Source organism: Pantoea sp. GM_Pan_4, from assembly GCF_026541005.1.
GTDB lineage: Bacteria > Pseudomonadota > Gammaproteobacteria > Enterobacterales > Enterobacteriaceae > Pantoea > Pantoea dispersa.
Genome location: NZ_JALNUZ010000024.1, coordinates 1 through 17,244, shown reverse-complemented (window position 1 = coordinate 17,244; position 17,244 = coordinate 1). Strand labels below are relative to the sequence as shown.

The window sequence follows — 17,244 nt, the reverse complement described above, 5'->3', positions numbered from 1 at the left end:
TGAATGCGCACCCTACGGGGTGCACGGGCAATACGCATCGGCGACAAACGGTAGGGGTTGTTGCTGCGGTTGAATCGGTGCGTATAAATGATCGCATATCGGTGCGCATGAATGCGCACTCTACGAGGGCATGGGCAATCCGCATCGGCGACAAACGGTGAATTTTCTGTAGGGTCGCCATTCATGGCGACCATCGACAACGCCCGTTACTGCTGCGGACGAATCGGAATCAGATATTCGCAGCGAATCTCCATTGGCGGCTCGCTGCGCTTCTTGCCACCGTGCGTGTAGAAGCGCTCAATATCCTGGCCCTGACGGCGCACCAGGCCGAGGGTCGGCATACAGGTGCCGTACAGCAGCAGAATAAACTCCTGCAGCGCAGTGCGCGGTCCCTGATAGCTGAACTGCACATAATCCCCGGCTTCCAGAATCACGCTCTGGTTTGACTGCATGCTCAGCGCCTGCTGGTCGGCCGGCACCGCCGTGGTGTACAGAATCTCCTGCTCATCATCCTTCTCATGGCTGGCGCGTACCTGATGCAGGCCGTACAGCACCGGCGGCACGGTATCGGTCTCCAGCAGGAACTGCTTCCAGAAGTGGATGCGCATCTCGTCGCGGTAGCTGGAGATCTGCTCCAGCGTGCAGGTATAGCTTTGCGTTTGCCCCACCAGCACCGTTTCCGGCAGCGTGACGAACTGCGCTTGCGGCATCGGGTAATCATCGAGGCGAATCGGCGGGCGAATGCCGTACGAATTCCACTCCGACGAGCGGCGATACCACGCAGGTGTCTGATTGAACTGCTTTTTAAACGCGCGGGTAAAGGTTTGCTGCGAATCGAAGCGATACTGCAGCGCAATGTCGAGGATCGGCCGGCTGGTGAGACGCAGCGCGACGGCGGCCTTGGACAGCCGGCGGGCGCGGATATACGCGCCGATGGCGTGGCCAGTAACTTCCTTGAACATTCGCTGCAGGTGCCACTTGGAATAGCCCGCTTTTAGCGCAACGTTATCGAGCGAAAGGGGTTGATCCAGATGGCTTTCCAGCCAGACAAGCAAATCGCGAATGATACCGGCTTGGTCCATAAAACATCCTCATAACTCTCTGGTGGCGCAACGATGAAGTCACCGAATAGTAGCACGAATTGCACAACGGCGCGGGGGTGGTTTGCCAGTTAACTGTGCTACATCAATGCGGGTTGTGACCCGTTAGGTTTGGTTCTCGGTTCGATTAACAGTACATTACATTCACATCTATTCCGTTTGCAATGGTAACTCAATGACAATAGCTCGCAATCTTATAGTCACGCTGGCAACATTTATGTTGAGTCAGAGCGTGCTGGCCGAGGAGATCGGCTCCGTTGACACCGTATTCAAGATGTTTGGCCCCGATCATAAGATCGTGGTGGAAGCCTTCGACGACCCCGACGTTAAAAATGTAACCTGTTATATCAGCCGGGCAAAAACCGGCGGTATTAAGGGCGGACTGGGTCTGGCGGAAGATACTTCCGACGCGGCCATCTCCTGTCAGCAGGTGGGACCGATAGAGCTTAGCGATAAAATCGCGCAGGGCAAGGCGCAGGGTGAAGTGGTGTTCCGCAAACGCACTTCGCTGGTGTTTAAAAAGCTGCAGGTGGTGCGCTTCTTTGACCAGAAACGTCATGCGCTGGTGTACCTGAGCTATTCGGATAAAGTGGTCGATGGCTCACCGAAAAATGCGCTGAGCGCGGTGCCGATTATGCCGTGGCACTGAGCCGATAAAAAAACGCCCTGACGGGCGTTTTTTTGTTTCGCGACGGACGCTTAATCCTGCAGCTCGCCGCAGAAGCGGTAGCCTTCGCCGTGGATAGTGGCGATGATTTCCGGCGTATCCGGCGTCGACTCAAAGTGTTTGCGGATGCGGCGAATGGTGACATCCACCGTGCGGTCATGCGGCTTCAGCTCGCGACCGGTCATCTTCTTCAGCAGGTCAGCACGCGTCTGGATTTTGCCTGGGTTTTCACAGAAGTGCAGCATGGCGCGGAACTCACTGCGCGGCAGCTTGTACTGATCGCCGTTCGGGCTGATCAGCGAGCGGCTGTTAATATCCAGTTCCCAGCCGTTGAAGCGATAGCTCTCGACCTGACGGCGCTCTTCGCTGGGCATCGCCAGATTCATGGTACGCGACAGCAGATTACGCGCACGAATCGTCAGCTCACGCGGATTGAACGGCTTGGTGATGTAGTCGTCGGCACCGATCTCCAGACCGAGGATTTTATCCACTTCGTTATCACGGCCGGTGAGGAACATCAGGGCGACGTTAGCCTGTTCGCGTAGTTCACGCGCCAGTAGTAAACCGTTTTTGCCCGGCAGGTTGATATCCATAATCACCAGATTGACGTCGTTATCGGTCAAAACCTGATGCATCTCGGCGCCGTCGGTGGCTTCATAGACCACGTAACCTTCGGCCTCAAAAATACTTTTGAGGGTGTTACGCGTGACCAGTTCGTCTTCAACGATAAGAATGTGCGGGGTCTGCATGTTTCGCTACCTAAAATTTGCCAACAAATCGAAAACAGGGCGTACGGCGGTTGCCATAACTGTTCCACTGAACAGTGGGCCGTTCGCAACCGGTGTACGAAATGATCTTCGGAATACACCATCCATCTACGTCAACTTCAGTGTTAGCTCAGCCAGTCAGGATGAATATTTGCGTGCCCCGTGGGTATCGGACTGGCGCTTATCCTAACCGTATTAACAGCAACCTAACAGCACCAACAACAACCGATAAGCATAAAAACAACGCTTCGTTGACTTATATCAAATGCAAGTGTAGCACGTTAACACTTTTATGAAAAACTTCTACTGGAATGCCAGCTTAGCTCACAAAAAGCAGCATTTTCGCTACATTTCAGCTGCATCAGCGCAAAAGTAAAACCTGCAGGTAATAACTTTTCAATTGCATGAAAAATAATGTTTTAATATGTTTTTAGCGCATAAATTTTGCTTATTACGCATAATTACGCCTGCCCGGCATTTTTGCCCTGTTTTAACATCCTTAACATCTTATTTTCTCAGGCCCGTGCGGTTGGTATTTTGTCGCCTGCATGCCAACATAGGTCGGGTTATTAACCGTTCGATGGAAAAATCATGCATTTCCCCCTGATCCTTGTCTCACCCGCTCGCCCGGAGAATATCGGCGCGGCTGCCCGCGCCATGAAAACCATGGGATTTAGCGAGTTGCGTATTGTCGCCAGTGACGCCTGGCAGGATCCGGCCGCGCGGCGTGTGGCCCACGGCGCCGGTGAGATTCTTGACCACGTGAAAACCTATGACACGCTGAGCGCCGCGCTGGCGGATGTCGATTTTTCCGTGGCCACTACCGCCCGCAGCCGGGCGAAGTTTCGCTATTACGCCACGCCGGCGCAGGTCGAAACCATCCTGCAGGAGAAGCGTCAGTGGCTGAATCGCATCGCGCTGGTGTTTGGCCGTGAAGACAGTGGGCTGACTAATGAGGAGCTGGAACAGGTCGATCTGCTGACCGGCATTCCGATGGCGCAGGACTATCCTTCACTGAATCTCGGCCAGGCGGTGATGGTGTACTGCTATCAGCTGTCGGCGCTGCACCAGGTAGCGGCCGCGCCGGTTGAGGCGGCTAACGCGCAGCAGCTGCAGGCGCTGCGCCAGCGCTTTCATCAGCTGCTGGTGACGCTGGAAGTCAGCAATGATGCCAAGCTGGCGGACTGGATCGATCAGCGCATCGGTCTGCTGGAGCAGCGCGACAGCGCCATGCTGCACCGTTTGCTGCACGACGTAGAAAAAAAACTTATAGATAATTGCTCGGGAAAACCGGCTCCGGACAGTGAGTGATCGGGCGTCTGTGACGCTGTCTGAACGATCGCAATCCGTTTCGGCGTCTGCGGCGCAGCACTGCGCAGCAGCACCATTCGGGTGCAAAGACAAATTCGTTGACTTAACGTGCGCTTTGCTTTACTTCTGGAAGGCAGACGGACAAGACAAAGACAGACAGAAAAAATCTCAATGCGTAACCACAGCCTGAACACCACCATTATTATTACCACCACCATTACCACAGGTAACGGTGCGGGCTGACGCATACAGGAAAAACAAAAGAAAGAAGCCCGCACCTCAACAGTGCGGGCTTTTTTTTCGGCAAAAATTCAGGAGAGCTTCAATCATGCGAGTGCTGAAATTCGGCGGAACCTCGGTAGCCAATGCGGAACGTTTTCTCCGCGTGGCAGATATTCTGGAAAGCAACGCGCAACAGGGACAGGTTGCCACCGTGCTCTCTGCGCCAGCGAAAATCACCAATCATCTGGTAGCGATGATTGAGAAAACCATCAGCGGCCAGGATGCGCTGCCGAATATCAGCGATGCCGAACGCATTTTTGCCGAACTGCTGCAGGGGCTGGCCGATGCTCAGCCAGGTTTCGATTACGATGGCCTGAAAACCCGCGTTGAGCTGGAGTTTGCGCAGCTGAAACAGGTGCTGCACGGCATCAGCCTGCTGGGCCAGTGCCCGGATGCCGTCAACGCCGCCATTATCTGTCGCGGTGAGAAGCTGTCGATTGCCATCATGGAAGCGCTGCTGCAGGCGCGCGGCCACAAAGTGACGGTGATCGATCCGGTCGAAAAACTGCTGGCGGTGGGCCACTATCTTGAATCGACCGTGGATATCGCCGAATCCACCCGGCGTATCGCGGCCAGCCAGATCCCGACCGACCACATGATCCTGATGGCGGGCTTCACCGCCGGCAATGAGAAGGGCGAGCTGGTGGTGCTGGGGCGTAATGGCTCCGACTACTCGGCGGCCGTGCTGGCGGCGTGTCTGCGCGCGGACTGCTGTGAAATCTGGACCGATGTCGATGGCGTTTACACCTGCGATCCGCGTCAGGTACCGGATGCGCGTCTGCTGAAGTCGATGTCCTATCAGGAGGCGATGGAGCTCTCCTACTTTGGTGCCAAAGTGCTGCACCCGCGCACCATCGCGCCGATTGCTCAGTTCCAGATTCCGTGCTTAATCAAAAATACCGCCAATCCTCAGGCGCCGGGCACTCTGATTGGCGGCGAAGGCGAAGTGGATGAGAACCCGGTAAAAGGCATCACCAATCTGAATAACATGGCGATGTTTAACGTCTCCGGTCCGGGCATGAAAGGGATGGTGGGCATGGCGGCGCGCGTGTTTGCCGCGATGTCGCGCACCGGCATTTCCGTGGTGCTGATTACTCAATCCTCCTCCGAATACAGCATCAGCTTCTGCGTGCCGCAGAGCGAGCAGGCGCGCGCACGTCGCGTACTGGAAGAGGAATTCTACCTCGAACTGAAAGATGGCCTGCTCGATCCGCTCGACGTGCTGGAGCAGCTGGCGGTGATTTCGGTGGTGGGCGACGGCATGCGCACGCTGCGCGGCATCTCCGCTAAATTCTTCTCGGCGCTGGCACGCGCCAACATCAATATCGTGGCGATTGCGCAGGGCTCCTCTGAGCGCTCCATCTCGGTCGTGGTCAGCAACGATGACGTCACCACCGGCGTGCGCGTGGTGCATCAGATGCTGTTCGCCACCGATCAGGTGATCGAAGTGTTTGTGGTGGGCGTCGGCGGCGTCGGCGGCGCGCTGCTTGAGCAGCTGCACCGTCAGCAGGCGTGGCTGAAGGGCAAGCATATCGATCTGCGCGTGTGCGGCATCGCCAATTCGCATGCGCTGCTGACCAACGTGCACGGCATCGACCTCAGCAACTGGAAGGCGGCGCTGGCGGAAGCCAAAGAGCCGTTTAACCTCGGCCGGCTGATTCGTCTGGTGAAAGAGTACCATCTGCTCAACCCGGTGATCGTCGACTGTACCTCCAGCCAGGCGGTGGCCGATCAGTACGCAGACTTCCTCGCCGAAGGTTTCCACGTGGTCACGCCGAATAAAAAGGCCAATACCTCGTCGTGGAATTACTACCAGCAGATGCGTGCGGCGGCGGCGAAATCGCGCCGTAAGTTCCTTTACGACACCAACGTCGGTGCCGGTCTGCCGGTGATTGAAAACCTGCAGAACCTGCTGAACGCCGGCGATGAGCTGATCAAATTCTCCGGCATTCTGTCGGGCTCGCTGTCGTTTATCTTTGGCAAGCTGGATGAGGGCGTGACGCTGTCCGAAGCTACCCGCATGGCGCGCGAGCTGGGCTTTACCGAGCCGGATCCGCGTGACGACCTGTCCGGTACTGACGTGGCGCGTAAGCTGCTGATTCTGGCGCGTGAAGCGGGTCACCAGCTGGAGCTGAGCGACATCGATATCGAACCGCTGCTGCCCGCCAGCCTGACGGACATCGCCGACGTCGATCAGTTTATGGCGCGGCTGCCGGAGCTGGACAACGCCTTTGCCGCGCGCGTTGCCAAAGCGCGTGATGAGGGTAAAGTGTTACGCTTCGTCGGCGCGATTGAAGAGGGCGGCGCCTGCAAAGTTAAAATCGATGCGGTGGACGGCAACGATCCGCTGTACAAAGTGAAGAACGGCGAGAACGCCCTGGCGTTTTACAGCCGCTATTATCAGCCGATCCCGCTGGTTCTGCGCGGATATGGCGCGGGGAATGATGTCACCGCGGCGGGTGTGTTTGCCGATTTGCTGCGCACGCTGACGTGGAAGTTGGGAGTTTAATGATGGTAAAAATTTATGCACCGGCCTCGATAGGTAACGTCAGCGTCGGCTTTGATGTGCTGGGCGCGGCGGTTTCGCCGGTGGATGGCTCGCTGCTGGGCGACTGCGTGTCGGTCGAAGCGGCAGACCAGTTTAGCCTGCAGAATAAAGGGCGCTTTGTCAGTAAACTGCCCGCCGATCCGCAGGACAACATCGTTTACCAGTGCTGGCAGCGTTTCTGCCAGGCGATTGGTAAAGACGTTCCGGTGGCGATGACGCTGGAGAAAAACATGCCGATTGGTTCAGGCCTCGGTTCCAGCGCCTGCTCGGTGGTGGCCGGCCTGATGGCGATGAATGAGTTCTGCGGCCAGCCGCTTAACGACACCGAGCTGCTGGCGCTGATGGGCGAGCTGGAAGGGCGCATCTCCGGCAGCGTGCACTATGACAACGTCGCGCCGTGCTTCCTCGGCGGCGTACAGCTGATGATTGAAGAGAACGGGATCATCAGCCAGGAGGTGCCGTGCTTTGATGACTGGCTATGGGTAATGGCTTATCCGGGCATCAAAGTCTCCACGGCGGAAGCACGCGCCATCCTGCCGGCGCAGTATCGCAAGCAGGATGCCATCAAACATGGTCGTCTGCTGGCCGGCTTTATTCACGCCTGCCACACCCGTCAGCCGCTGCTGGCGGCTAAACTGATGCAGGATGTGATCGCCGAGCCGTATCGCACCAAACTGCTGCCGGGCTTTGCTGAGGCGCGGCAGGCGGCCAGCGACATTGGCGCGCTGGCCTGCGGTATTTCGGGCTCTGGCCCGACACTTTTCGCCGTTTGCAACGAGATGGCAACGGCACAGCGGATGGCGGACTGGCTGAGCCAGCACTATCTGCAGAATGAGGAAGGCTTCGTCCATATCTGCCGTCTTGATACGGCTGGCGCACGTAAACTGGGATAACGCATGAAACTCTACAACCTTAAGGATCATAACGAGCAGGTTAGCTTCGCGCAGGCCGTGAAACAGGGCCTCGGCTCGCAGCAGGGGCTGTTTTTCCCGCTGGAACTGCCGGAATTTGAGCTGACCGACATTGATGCGATGCTGGAGATGGATTTCGTCAGCCGCAGCAGCAAGATTCTCTCTGCTTACATCGGCGATGAAATTGCCGCGCACCAGCTGGCCGAGCGCGTGAAAAACGCCTTTGCCTTCCCGGCACCGGTGAGCCAGGTGAGCGACGATGTGGCCTGTCTCGAACTGTTCCACGGTCCGACACTGGCGTTTAAAGATTTCGGCGGGCGCTTTATGGCGCAGATGCTGTCGTACGTGTCTGGCGCGGATGAGCAGATCACCATTCTGACCGCGACCTCCGGCGATACCGGCGCAGCGGTAGCGCACGCGTTCTACGGCATGGAAAACGTGCGCGTGGTCATCCTGTATCCGCAGGGCAAAATCAGTCCGCTGCAGGAGAAGCTGTTCTGTACGCTGGGCGGCAACATTGAAACCATCGCGATCGATGGCGACTTCGATGCCTGCCAGGCGCTGGTTAAGCAGGCGTTTGATGACGAAGAGCTGAAGAAAGCCATCGGCCTGAACTCGGCTAACTCCATCAATATCAGCCGTCTGCTGGCACAGATTTGCTATTACTTCGAGGCGGTCGCGCAACTGCCGCAGGAGAAACGTAATCAGCTGGTGGTGTCGGTGCCAAGCGGTAACTTTGGCGATCTCACGGCCGGTCTGCTGGCGAAATCGCTCGGTCTGCCGATCAAGCGCTTTATCGCCGCGACCAACGCCAACGATACCGTGCCGCGCTTCCTTGCCGACGGTCAGTGGCAGCCGAACGCGACCGTGGCAACGCTGTCGAACGCGATGGATGTCAGCCAGCCTAACAACTGGCCGCGTGTGGAAGAGCTGTTCCGCCGCAAAACCTGGCGCCTGACCGATCTGGCCTACGGCGCGGTGTCGGATGAGACCACCAAAGCCACCATGCGCGAGCTGGCAGAGCTGGGTTACCTGTCAGAACCGCACGCGGCGATTGCCTATCGTCTGCTGCGCGATCAGCTGCAGGAAGGGGAGTTTGGCCTGTTCCTCGGCACCGCGCATCCGGCGAAGTTTAAGGAGAGCGTGGAAGAGATTCTCGGCCAGCCGCTGCCGCTGCCGGAAGCGCTGGCCGCGCGCGCCGATTTGCCGCTGCTGTCGCATGCCATGAAGGCGGATTTCGCCGCGCTGCGGGCGTTTTTGCTGAAGTAAATACCCAACGGGCCGGTAACATCGGCCCGTTATGCATTTTTATCGCGGCGCGATTTAACGCGCGGGTTTTTAACAGACGCGCATTAATTTGCGCCGCTACGATTCAGGTGAAGCTGGCGTTATTGCTCGCGGCGCTTAAATACCAGCTCGTTACCCTTACTCTCCGCCGCATCAAAGAAATAACCGTCAACATCAAACTTCTTCAGCTGTGCCGGTTTCGTCAGGCGCTTCTCAATCACGTAACGGCTCATCAGGCCACGCGCCTTCTTGGCGTAGAAACTGATCACCTTGAACTTACCGTTTTTCTCATCGAGGAACACCGGCTTCACCAGTTCGGCATTCAGCTGCTTCGGCTTGATGGCTTTGAAATACTCATCCGACGCCAGGTTGATCAGCACGTCATCGCCCTGTTCCGCTAGCGCATCGTTGAGCTTTTGCGTCAGCAGATCGCCCCAGAAGCTGTAGAGATCTTTGCCGGCCGGATTCGCCAGTTTGATGCCCATCTCTAAGCGGTACGGCTGCATCAAATCCAGCGGGCGCAGCAGGCCATACAGCCCTGAAAGCATACGCAGGTGTTTTTGGGCAAAATCAAAGTCCGCCTCGCTGAAGGTCTCAGCCTGCAAACCGGTATAAACATCACCTTTGAAGGCCAGAATTGCCTGCCGCGCATTATCGGGTGAGAAGGGCGGCTGCCACTGGCTGAAACGGTCGGCGTTGAGGTGCGCCAGTTTGTCGCTGATGCCCATCAGCGAAGCGATTTGCGCCGGGGAAAGATCGCGCGCCACGTCAATCAGCTGCTGTGATTTTTCTAACAGCGCCGGTTGGGTAAACCGTGACGTTGCCAGCGGGCTTTCATAATCCAGTGTCTTGGCTGGCGAGATAACCATCAGCATTGTGTCTGTCCTCGTTGACCCGCTGTTTTCAGGGGATGGATGGGAAAAATGTCGCGACGAGTGTAGCAAAAAAGCTGCACGGATCGGCAAATCGCTCCCATTTGTTAGCGCTATCGTAAAGGGCACGCGGCGATGTTGCGCCGCTTAGCCTGCGTGATATTATCGCAACAGCCTTTTACACCCTGACAGTCAACTTAAGAGAAAAGAGAACCATGACGGACAAACTTACTTCCTTGCGTCAGCTGACTACTGTGGTCGCCGACACCGGTGATATCGCGGCAATGAAACTCTACCAACCGCAGGATGCCACCACTAACCCTTCTTTGATCCTCAACGCTGCGCAAATCCCTGAATACCGCAAACTGATTGACGAAGCCATTAGCTGGGCACGTCAGCAGAGCAGCAACAAAGAAGAGCAGCTGGCGCTGGTTTCTGACAAGCTGGCCGTCAACATTGGTCTGGAAATTCTCAAACTGATCCCGGGACGTATCTCTACTGAAGTGGATGCGCGCCTCTCATACGACACCGACGCGAGCATCGCGAAAGCGCGTAGCCTGATCAAACTGTATAACGATGCTGGCATCAGCAACGATCGTATCCTGATCAAACTGGCTTCTACCTGGCAGGGCATCCGCGCGGCGGAGCAGCTGGAGAAAGAAGGCATCAACTGTAACCTGACGCTGCTGTTCTCCTTCGCCCAGGCGCGTGCCTGTGCCGAAGCGGGCGTGTTCCTGATTTCGCCATTTGTTGGCCGTATCCTCGACTGGTACAAGCAGAACACCGACAAGAAAGAGTACGCAGCGCATGAAGATCCAGGCGTGGTATCCGTGTCTGAGATCTACAACTACTACAAGCAGCACGGCTATGAAACCGTGGTGATGGGCGCCAGCTTCCGTAACGTCGGCGAAATCATCGAGCTGGCCGGTTGCGACCGCCTGACTATCTCTCCAGGCCTGCTGAAAGAGCTGGCCGAGAGCGAAGGCAGCGTAGAGCGTAAACTGAGCTACAGCGGCGAAGTGAAAGCGCGTCCGGCTAAAATGACCGAAGCGGAATTCCTGTGGCAGCACAACCAGGATCCAATGGCGGTGACCAAACTGGCCGAAGGTATCCGCAACTTTGCCATCGACCAGGGCAAACTTGAGAAGATGATCGCCGAACTGCTGTAAGGTGATGTGCCGTGGCGGCTGCCGGTCGCCACGGTTTTCGCGTTTCCCTCGCTGATGCTTTGTATTATCCTTTCTGCCATTCCCCTTTTTCTCACCGCCCCGCGGTCAACACAGCGATAACTCTATGGATACTTTACGTATTGGCTTAATTTCCGTGTCCGATCGGGCCGCTAACGGCATCTATCAGGATCAGGGCATTCCGGCGCTGGAAAGCTGGCTTAGCGCTGCGCTGGCAACGCCGTTTGAGATTGATACCCGCCTGGTTCCGGATGAACAGCCGATGATTGAGCAGGCGATTTGCGAGCTGGTCGACGAACGTTTTTGCCACCTGGTGCTGACCACCGGCGGTACCGGTCCGGCCCGGCGCGACGTCACGCCGGATGCGACTCTGGCGGTAGCCGACCGGGAGATGCCCGGCTTTGGCGAGCAGATGCGGCAGATCAGCCTGCAGTTTGTGCCGACCGCGATTCTGTCACGCCAGGTGGGCGTGATCCGCAAGCAGTCGCTGATCCTCAATCTGCCAGGACAGCCAAAATCGATTAAAGAGACGCTGGAAGGGTTGAAAGCGGATGACGGCACGGTGAAAGTGCCAGGGATTTTCGCGGCTGTACCCTATTGTTTACAGCTGCTGGAAGGGCCTTACGTCGAAACCCACCCGGAGGTGGTAGCAGCTTTTCGCCCGAAAAGCGCACGGCGTGAGACAAACGTCTGAAAATTGCCGTTTTCAGGCATAAAATGCAGAGTGACTGGTGTGGCAAAATATTGACGGTATAGTAACCGAAGCTTTACAACTATACTGACATGGCCTCTGGATACCGCACTCTTATGGATTCGCTGACAACGCGTCAACTCAACCGCCAGGACTACAAAACCCTGGCGCTGGCTGCCCTGGGCGGGGCGCTGGAATTCTACGATTTTATCATCTTCGTCTTCTTCGCTGCGGTGATTGGCGAGCTGTTCTTTCCGCCAGACATCCCGGAATGGCTGCGTCAGGTGCAGACGTTTGCCATCTTCGCCGCCGGTTATCTGGCGCGCCCGCTGGGCGGCATCATCATGGCGCACTTTGGCGACAAAGTCGGGCGTAAGAAGATGTTCAGCCTGAGTATTCTGCTGATGGCGCTGCCGACGCTGGCGATGGGCGCGCTGCCCACCTACGCCAGCATTGGCATTGCCGCACCGTTACTGATGTTGCTGATGCGCGTGCTGCAGGGCGCGGCCATTGGCGGCGAGGTGCCGGGCGCGTGGGTGTTTGTTGCGGAGCATGTGCCAGAGAAGCGCATCGGTTTTGCCTGCGGCACGCTGACTGCAGGCTTAACCGCCGGCATTCTGCTCGGTTCGCTGGTGGCGACGGTGCTGAATGCTTCGCTCTCGCCGGCGGCGATACGCGATCACGGCTGGCGCATTCCTTTCTTCCTCGGCGGCCTGTTTGGCCTGCTGGCGATGTATCTGCGTCGCTGGCTGCATGAAACCCCGGTATTTCGTCAGATGCAGCAGCGCAAAGCGCTGGCGGAAAAGCTGCCGCTACAGACCATTCTCGCCAGCCATAAGCGCGGCATTGCGGTGTCGATGCTGCTTACCTGGCTATTATCAGCCTGTATTGTGGTGGTGATTCTGATGGCGCCGACGCTGATGCAGAAGCAGTATGGCGTGCCGGCGGCGCTCAGTCTGCAGGCCAACAGTTTCGCGACCGTAATGCTGCTGATCGGCTGCGTGCTGGCGGGCTGGATTGTCGATCGCTACGGTGCGGCGCGTACCTTACTGATTGGTTCGTTGCTGCTGGCGCTGTGCAGCTGGAGCTTTTTCCAGCAGCTTGGCGGCACGCCGCCGATGTTGTTCATCTGGTACGGTCTGGCGGGACTGAGCGTGGGCGTGGTCGGCGTGGTGCCGTTTGTTATGGTGCGGGCGTTTCCGGCGGCGGTGCGCTTCACCGGCATTTCCTTCTCTTACAACGTGTCGTATGCCATCTTTGGCGGTCTGACGCCGATCAGCGTGACGCTGATGATGTCGCTGACGCCGATGGCGCCGGCCTGGTACGTGCTGGCGCTGGCGCTGATCGGCATGCTGGTGGCGCTGTGGTTATGGCATGACAGCCGCCAGGCTAATGCGCAGCTGGATGTTTCGCTGCATTCATCGTAATGGCAGCGCGCGGAGCGGCATGACGGCTCCGCGCGCCGTTGATTACTCGCCAATCGGCAACACGCTGCGCTCAAACTTCTCGTTCAGCACTTCGCCCATCGCCAGATAAAAGGCGCTGGCACCACAGACGATGCCCACCCAGCCGGCGATGCGCAGCAGCGCCGCGTGATCCAGCAGATGACCGATAGCCAGCAGCGCAAACAGCAGCGTCAGGCTGGCAAACACAAACTGCAGCACTTTTGCGGCCCGCAGCGTGCCAAAGAACAGAAACAGCGTGAAGAGGCCCCACAGCGCCAGATAAGCGCCGAGGAAATGGCCATCGGCGGTCGCGGCCAGTCCCATTTTCGGCAGCAGCAGAATCGCCACCAGCGTCAGCCAGAAGCTGCCGTAGGAGGTAAAGGCGGTCAGGCCGAAGGTGTTGCCTTTTTTATACTCCAGCAGCCCGGCAAGGATTTGCGCGATGCCGCCATAAAAGAGGCCCATCGCCAGGATAATCACATCCATTTCAAACAGACCGGTGTTGTGTAAGTTGAGCAGGATGGTGGTCATACCAAAACCCATCAGGCCCAGCGGGGCGGGATTCGCCAGCGTGGTGTTGCCCATAATTCCTCAGCAGCAGCGTTATTGTTTATTGGTTTAACGCCCGCGCCAACAGCGGTGGGGCGCGGGGCGCTGCATCATAATCAGGTGGCTTTTGCCGCACTTTGATCTCACGCGGTAAGAGAATCTAAATTTTTTTTAGTTTTAACCCTTGATGCGCTTCGAAGCGGCCCCATTTAGTTGTCATCAAGCATTGTGAGGCAGCAAAAAAATCTGCCGCAGCAGTTGAAAGTGGTCAGCGTGACCGCATCTCTGCTTCACAACCCAATTTGGCAAAGAATTTAAGTGGGAGACGTTTAGATGGGTAAGATTATTGGTATTGACCTGGGTACAACCAACTCATGTGTGGCGATTATGGACGGTGGCAAAGCACGCGTGCTTGAAAACGCCGAAGGCGATCGCACCACACCGTCAATCATTGCATATACCGGGGATGGCGAAACTCTGGTCGGTCAACCGGCTAAACGTCAGGCGGTGACCAACCCGCAGAACACCCTGTTTGCAATCAAGCGCCTGATCGGCCGTCGTTTCCAGGACGAAGAAGTGCAGCGTGATATCAAAATCATGCCGTACAAAATCATCGGTTCTGACAACGGTGACGCATGGCTGGACGTGAAAGGCCAGAAAATGGCACCGCCGCAGATCTCTGCAGAAGTGCTGAAAAAAATGAAGAAAACCGCGGAAGATTTCCTCGGTGAGCCGGTAACCGAAGCGGTTATCACCGTACCAGCCTACTTCAACGATGCACAGCGTCAGGCGACCAAAGACGCCGGCCGTATCGCGGGTCTGGACGTAAAACGTATCATCAACGAACCGACCGCAGCGGCACTGGCTTACGGCCTGGATAAAGGCCAGGGCAACCGCACCATCGCGGTATATGACCTGGGTGGCGGTACCTTCGATATCTCTATCATTGAGATCGACGAAGTCGACGGCGAGAAAACCTTTGAAGTACTGGCGACCAACGGTGATACCCACCTGGGTGGTGAAGACTTCGACAGCCGTCTGATCAACTACCTGGTTGCCGAATTCAAGAAAGATCAGGGCATCGATCTGCACAACGATCCGCTGGCGATGCAGCGCCTGAAAGAAGCCGCAGAGAAAGCGAAAATTGAGCTCTCTTCTGCGCAGCAGACCGACGTTAACCTGCCGTACATCACGGCGGATGCGACTGGTCCTAAGCACCTGAACATTAAAGTGACCCGCGCGAAGCTGGAATCACTGGTGGAAGATCTGGTTACCCGTTCGATTGAGCCGCTGAAAGTGGCGCTGAACGACGCTGGCCTGTCGGTTTCTGACATCAACGACGTGATCCTGGTCGGTGGTCAGACGCGTATGCCAATGGTGCAGGCGAAAGTGGCGGAGTTCTTCGGTAAAGAGCCACGTAAAGACGTGAACCCGGACGAAGCGGTCGCTGTGGGTGCTGCGGTACAGGGCGGCGTGCTGGCTGGTGAAGTAAAAGACGTTCTGCTGCTGGACGTGACCCCGCTGTCGCTGGGTATCGAAACCATGGGTGGCGTGATGACGTCGCTGATCAGCAAGAACACCACGATCCCAACCAAGCACAGCCAGGTGTTCTCGACTGCTGAAGACAACCAGTCTGCCGTGACCATTCACGTGCTGCAGGGTGAGCGTAAGCGTTCAGCGGATAACAAATCGCTGGGCCAGTTCAACCTCGACGGTATTCAGCCTGCGCCGCGCGGTATGCCACAGATCGAAGTGACCTTCGACATCGATGCTGACGGTATTCTGCACGTGTCTGCGAAGGACAAAAACAGCGGTAAAGAGCAGAAGATCACCATCAAAGCTTCTTCTGGCCTGAACGAGGAAGAGATCGAAAAAATGGTTCGTGACGCGGAAGCTAACGCCGAGTCAGACCGTAAATTCGAAGAGCTGGTGCAGACGCGCAACCAGGGTGACCAGATTGCGCACAGCACGCGTAAGCAGCTGGATGAAGCCGGTGACAAACTGTCAGCGGAAGACAAAGCACCGATCGAGTCTGCCCTGAACGAGCTGAACACCGCGCTGAAAGGCGAAGATAAAGCAGAAATCGAAGCCAAAATGCAGGCGCTGATGGAAGTGTCCAGCAAGCTGATGGAACTGGCGCAGCAACAGGCTCAGGCCGGCGCAGCGGATGCCGGCGACGCTTCGGCGAAGAAAGATGACGACGTTGTCGACGCTGAATTCGAAGAAGTGAAAGATAAAAAATAATTGCCCCTGACCGGGCGCGACGGCTGGCCTGACAGCCGTTGAAACCAGCACGGGCGTCGGAGATCTCTCCACGCCCGTGCGATCATGTTAAGGGCAGAGAAAAATGGCTAAGAGTGATTTTTACGAGATCTTAGGCGTCTCAAAATCCGCCGATGAGCGCGAAATCAAAAAGGCCTATAAGCGCCTGGCGATGAAGTATCACCCGGACCGTAATCCGGGCGATAAAGAGGCCGAGACGAAATTCAAAGAGGTCAAGGAAGCCTACGAGATCCTCACCGATGCGCAGAAGCGTGCAGCTTACGATCAGTACGGTCATGCGGCGTTTGAGCAGGGCGGTGGTGGCGGCTTCGGCGGCGGCTTTGGTGGCGGCGGTGCCGACTTCAGCGATATCTTTGGCGACGTGTTCGGCGATATCTTTGGTGGTGGTCGCCGTCAGCGCGCCTCACGCGGCGCCGATTTACGCTACAACATGGAACTGACGCTGGAAGAAGCGGTACGCGGCGTGACCAAAGAGATCCGCATTCCTACGCTGGAAGAGTGTGATGTCTGCCACGGCAGCGGTGCCAAAGCGGGCACCCAGCCTCAGACCTGTCCGACCTGTCACGGTGCGGGCCAGGTACAGATGCGTCAGGGCTTCTTTACCGTGCAGCAAGCCTGTCCGACCTGTCACGGTCGCGGCTCGGTGATTAAAGATCCGTGCAACGCCTGTCACGGCCATGGCCGCGTTGAGCGCCAGAAAACGCTGTCGGTGAAAATCCCGGCAGGCGTCGATACCGGCGACCGTATCCGCCTCAGCGGAGAAGGTGAAGCGGGCGAACACGGCGCACCGGCTGGCGATCTGTACGTGCAGGTTTCGGTGAAGAAACACCCGATCTTCGAGCGTGAAGATAACAACCTGTACTGCGAAGTGCCGATCAACTTTGCCATGGCAGCGCTGGGCGGTGAGATTGAAGTGCCGACGCTTGACGGTCGCGTGAAGCTGAAAGTGCCGGCAGAAACCCAGACCGGCAAGCTGTTCCGCATGCGCGGCAAAGGCGTGAAGTCGGTGCGCGGCGGTGCGGTCGGCGATCTGCTGTGTCGCGTGGTGGTGGAAACCCCGGTCAGCCTCAACGACAAGCAAAAAGCCCTGCTGCGCGAGCTGGAAGAGAGCTTCGGCGGACCCACCGGCGAGAAAAACAGCCCGCGTTCGAAAAGCTTCTTCGACGGCGTAAAGAAGTTCTTTGACGATCTGACCCGCTAATCGGGTGCGCAGACAGTAACAAGCGGAGAGGCAACTCTCCGCTTTTTTTATGCGCAGTTCTGCCAGGCAGATATTCAACGGGATTGTTTTTCGTCATTCACATCCCTGACAGCCGTTACCTTTCAAAAATACGCTGACACGCT

At 57.1% G+C, this 17,244-nt stretch carries 15 protein-coding genes and 1 other annotated feature; of the genes, 11 read left to right on the top strand and 4 right to left on the bottom strand.

Annotated elements, in window-relative coordinates:
* Positions 1 to 206 precede the first annotated feature (206 nt).
* Complete coding sequence (robA, locus tag OXR61_RS23240; RefSeq protein WP_021508651.1) at positions 207 to 1,082, bottom strand: MDR efflux pump AcrAB transcriptional activator RobA; 876 nt, start codon at positions 1,080 to 1,082, stop codon at positions 207 to 209.
* Positions 1,083 to 1,275: 193 nt separating this feature from the next.
* Here robA and creA point away from each other — a divergent pair, with 193 nt between their 5' ends.
* A complete protein-coding gene (gene creA, locus OXR61_RS23235; RefSeq protein ID WP_022548913.1) occupies positions 1,276 to 1,749 on the top strand; it encodes a protein CreA in 474 nt (157 codons plus the stop codon).
* 50 nt (positions 1,750 to 1,799) lie between these two features.
* On the opposite strand, the gene arcA is transcribed toward creA, so the two are convergent.
* The gene (gene arcA, locus OXR61_RS23230) at positions 1,800 to 2,516 is read right to left on the bottom strand and encodes a two-component system response regulator ArcA (protein ID WP_021508652.1); all 717 of its coding nucleotides are present in this window, start codon (positions 2,514 to 2,516) and stop codon (positions 1,800 to 1,802) included.
* A gap of 609 nt (positions 2,517 to 3,125) precedes the next feature.
* Between arcA and OXR61_RS23225 the strand changes: the two genes are divergently transcribed.
* The 5 genes from OXR61_RS23225 to thrC all read left to right on the top strand — a co-directional run bounded on the left by OXR61_RS23225 (position 3,126) and on the right by thrC (position 8,855).
* The gene (locus OXR61_RS23225) at positions 3,126 to 3,845 is read left to right on the top strand and encodes a tRNA/rRNA methyltransferase (RefSeq protein WP_031279901.1); all 720 of its coding nucleotides are present in this window, start codon (positions 3,126 to 3,128) and stop codon (positions 3,843 to 3,845) included.
* Positions 3,846 to 4,016: 171 nt separating this feature from the next.
* Positions 4,017 to 4,088 (top strand): thr operon leader peptide, encoded by a 72-nt coding sequence (thrL, locus tag OXR61_RS23220; RefSeq protein WP_128601299.1) that lies wholly within the window; start codon positions 4,017 to 4,019, stop codon positions 4,086 to 4,088.
* Positions 4,024 to 4,147 (top strand) — a sequence feature (Thr leader region). (Overlaps the previous gene by 65 nt.)
* Before the next feature lie 26 nt (positions 4,148 to 4,173).
* Positions 4,174 to 6,636, top strand: a complete 2,463-nt coding sequence (thrA, locus tag OXR61_RS23215; RefSeq protein WP_021508654.1) for a bifunctional aspartate kinase/homoserine dehydrogenase I — start codon at positions 4,174 to 4,176, stop codon at positions 6,634 to 6,636.
* A gap of 2 nt (positions 6,637 to 6,638) precedes the next feature.
* Positions 6,639 to 7,568 (top strand): homoserine kinase, encoded by a 930-nt coding sequence (thrB, locus tag OXR61_RS23210; protein ID WP_031279903.1) that lies wholly within the window; start codon positions 6,639 to 6,641, stop codon positions 7,566 to 7,568.
* Between the two features lie 3 nt (positions 7,569 to 7,571).
* On the top strand, positions 7,572 to 8,855 hold the full coding sequence (gene thrC, locus OXR61_RS23205) for a threonine synthase (protein WP_021508656.1): 1,284 nt from the start codon (positions 7,572 to 7,574) through the stop codon (positions 8,853 to 8,855).
* Between the two features lie 119 nt (positions 8,856 to 8,974).
* Here thrC and yaaA read toward each other — a convergent pair whose 3' ends face one another.
* A complete protein-coding gene (gene yaaA / locus OXR61_RS23200) occupies positions 8,975 to 9,748 on the bottom strand; it encodes a peroxide stress protein YaaA (RefSeq protein ID WP_021508657.1) in 774 nt (257 codons plus the stop codon).
* Positions 9,749 to 9,960: 212 nt separating this feature from the next.
* On the opposite strand from yaaA, the gene tal reads away from it, so the two are divergent.
* The 3 genes from tal to OXR61_RS23185 all read left to right on the top strand — a co-directional run bounded on the left by tal (position 9,961) and on the right by OXR61_RS23185 (position 13,050).
* A complete protein-coding gene (gene tal / locus OXR61_RS23195) occupies positions 9,961 to 10,914 on the top strand; it encodes a transaldolase (protein WP_021508658.1) in 954 nt (317 codons plus the stop codon).
* A gap of 124 nt (positions 10,915 to 11,038) precedes the next feature.
* The gene (mog, locus tag OXR61_RS23190; RefSeq protein WP_021508659.1) at positions 11,039 to 11,626 is read left to right on the top strand and encodes a molybdopterin adenylyltransferase; all 588 of its coding nucleotides are present in this window, start codon (positions 11,039 to 11,041) and stop codon (positions 11,624 to 11,626) included.
* A gap of 113 nt (positions 11,627 to 11,739) precedes the next feature.
* Complete coding sequence (locus OXR61_RS23185) at positions 11,740 to 13,050, top strand: MFS transporter (RefSeq protein ID WP_021508660.1); 1,311 nt, start codon at positions 11,740 to 11,742, stop codon at positions 13,048 to 13,050.
* 42 nt (positions 13,051 to 13,092) lie between these two features.
* On the opposite strand, the gene satP is transcribed toward OXR61_RS23185, so the two are convergent.
* Positions 13,093 to 13,653, bottom strand: coding sequence for an acetate uptake transporter (gene satP / locus OXR61_RS23180; RefSeq protein ID WP_021508661.1), 561 nt, complete (start codon positions 13,651 to 13,653; stop codon positions 13,093 to 13,095).
* A gap of 297 nt (positions 13,654 to 13,950) precedes the next feature.
* Here satP and dnaK point away from each other — a divergent pair, with 297 nt between their 5' ends.
* Together dnaK and dnaJ are read left to right on the top strand one after the other, a co-directional pair.
* On the top strand, positions 13,951 to 15,861 hold the full coding sequence (gene dnaK, locus OXR61_RS23175) for a molecular chaperone DnaK (protein WP_021508662.1): 1,911 nt from the start codon (positions 13,951 to 13,953) through the stop codon (positions 15,859 to 15,861).
* Between the two features lie 103 nt (positions 15,862 to 15,964).
* Positions 15,965 to 17,101 (top strand): molecular chaperone DnaJ, encoded by a 1,137-nt coding sequence (gene dnaJ / locus OXR61_RS23170; RefSeq protein WP_021508663.1) that lies wholly within the window; start codon positions 15,965 to 15,967, stop codon positions 17,099 to 17,101.
* Positions 17,102 to 17,244: the final 143 nt, after the last annotated feature.

What these genes read in the sequence shown, in the direction of transcription:
- robA (WP_021508651.1), bottom strand. Translation starts at nt 1,082, where the DNA reads ATGGACCAAGCCGGTATCATTCGCGATTTGCTTGTCTGGCTGGAAAGC.
- creA (WP_022548913.1), top strand. Translation starts at nt 1,276, where the DNA reads ATGACAATAGCTCGCAATCTTATAGTCACGCTGGCAACATTTATGTTG.
- arcA (WP_021508652.1), bottom strand. Translation starts at nt 2,516, where the DNA reads ATGCAGACCCCGCACATTCTTATCGTTGAAGACGAACTGGTCACGCGT.
- OXR61_RS23225 (WP_031279901.1), top strand. Translation starts at nt 3,126, where the DNA reads ATGCATTTCCCCCTGATCCTTGTCTCACCCGCTCGCCCGGAGAATATC.
- thrA (WP_021508654.1), top strand. Translation starts at nt 4,174, where the DNA reads ATGCGAGTGCTGAAATTCGGCGGAACCTCGGTAGCCAATGCGGAACGT.
- thrB (WP_031279903.1), top strand. Translation starts at nt 6,639, where the DNA reads ATGGTAAAAATTTATGCACCGGCCTCGATAGGTAACGTCAGCGTCGGC.
- thrC (WP_021508656.1), top strand. Translation starts at nt 7,572, where the DNA reads ATGAAACTCTACAACCTTAAGGATCATAACGAGCAGGTTAGCTTCGCG.
- yaaA (WP_021508657.1), bottom strand. Translation starts at nt 9,748, where the DNA reads ATGCTGATGGTTATCTCGCCAGCCAAGACACTGGATTATGAAAGCCCG.
- tal (WP_021508658.1), top strand. Translation starts at nt 9,961, where the DNA reads ATGACGGACAAACTTACTTCCTTGCGTCAGCTGACTACTGTGGTCGCC.
- mog (WP_021508659.1), top strand. Translation starts at nt 11,039, where the DNA reads ATGGATACTTTACGTATTGGCTTAATTTCCGTGTCCGATCGGGCCGCT.
- OXR61_RS23185 (WP_021508660.1), top strand. Translation starts at nt 11,740, where the DNA reads ATGGATTCGCTGACAACGCGTCAACTCAACCGCCAGGACTACAAAACC.
- satP (WP_021508661.1), bottom strand. Translation starts at nt 13,653, where the DNA reads ATGGGCAACACCACGCTGGCGAATCCCGCCCCGCTGGGCCTGATGGGT.
- dnaK (WP_021508662.1), top strand. Translation starts at nt 13,951, where the DNA reads ATGGGTAAGATTATTGGTATTGACCTGGGTACAACCAACTCATGTGTG.
- dnaJ (WP_021508663.1), top strand. Translation starts at nt 15,965, where the DNA reads ATGGCTAAGAGTGATTTTTACGAGATCTTAGGCGTCTCAAAATCCGCC.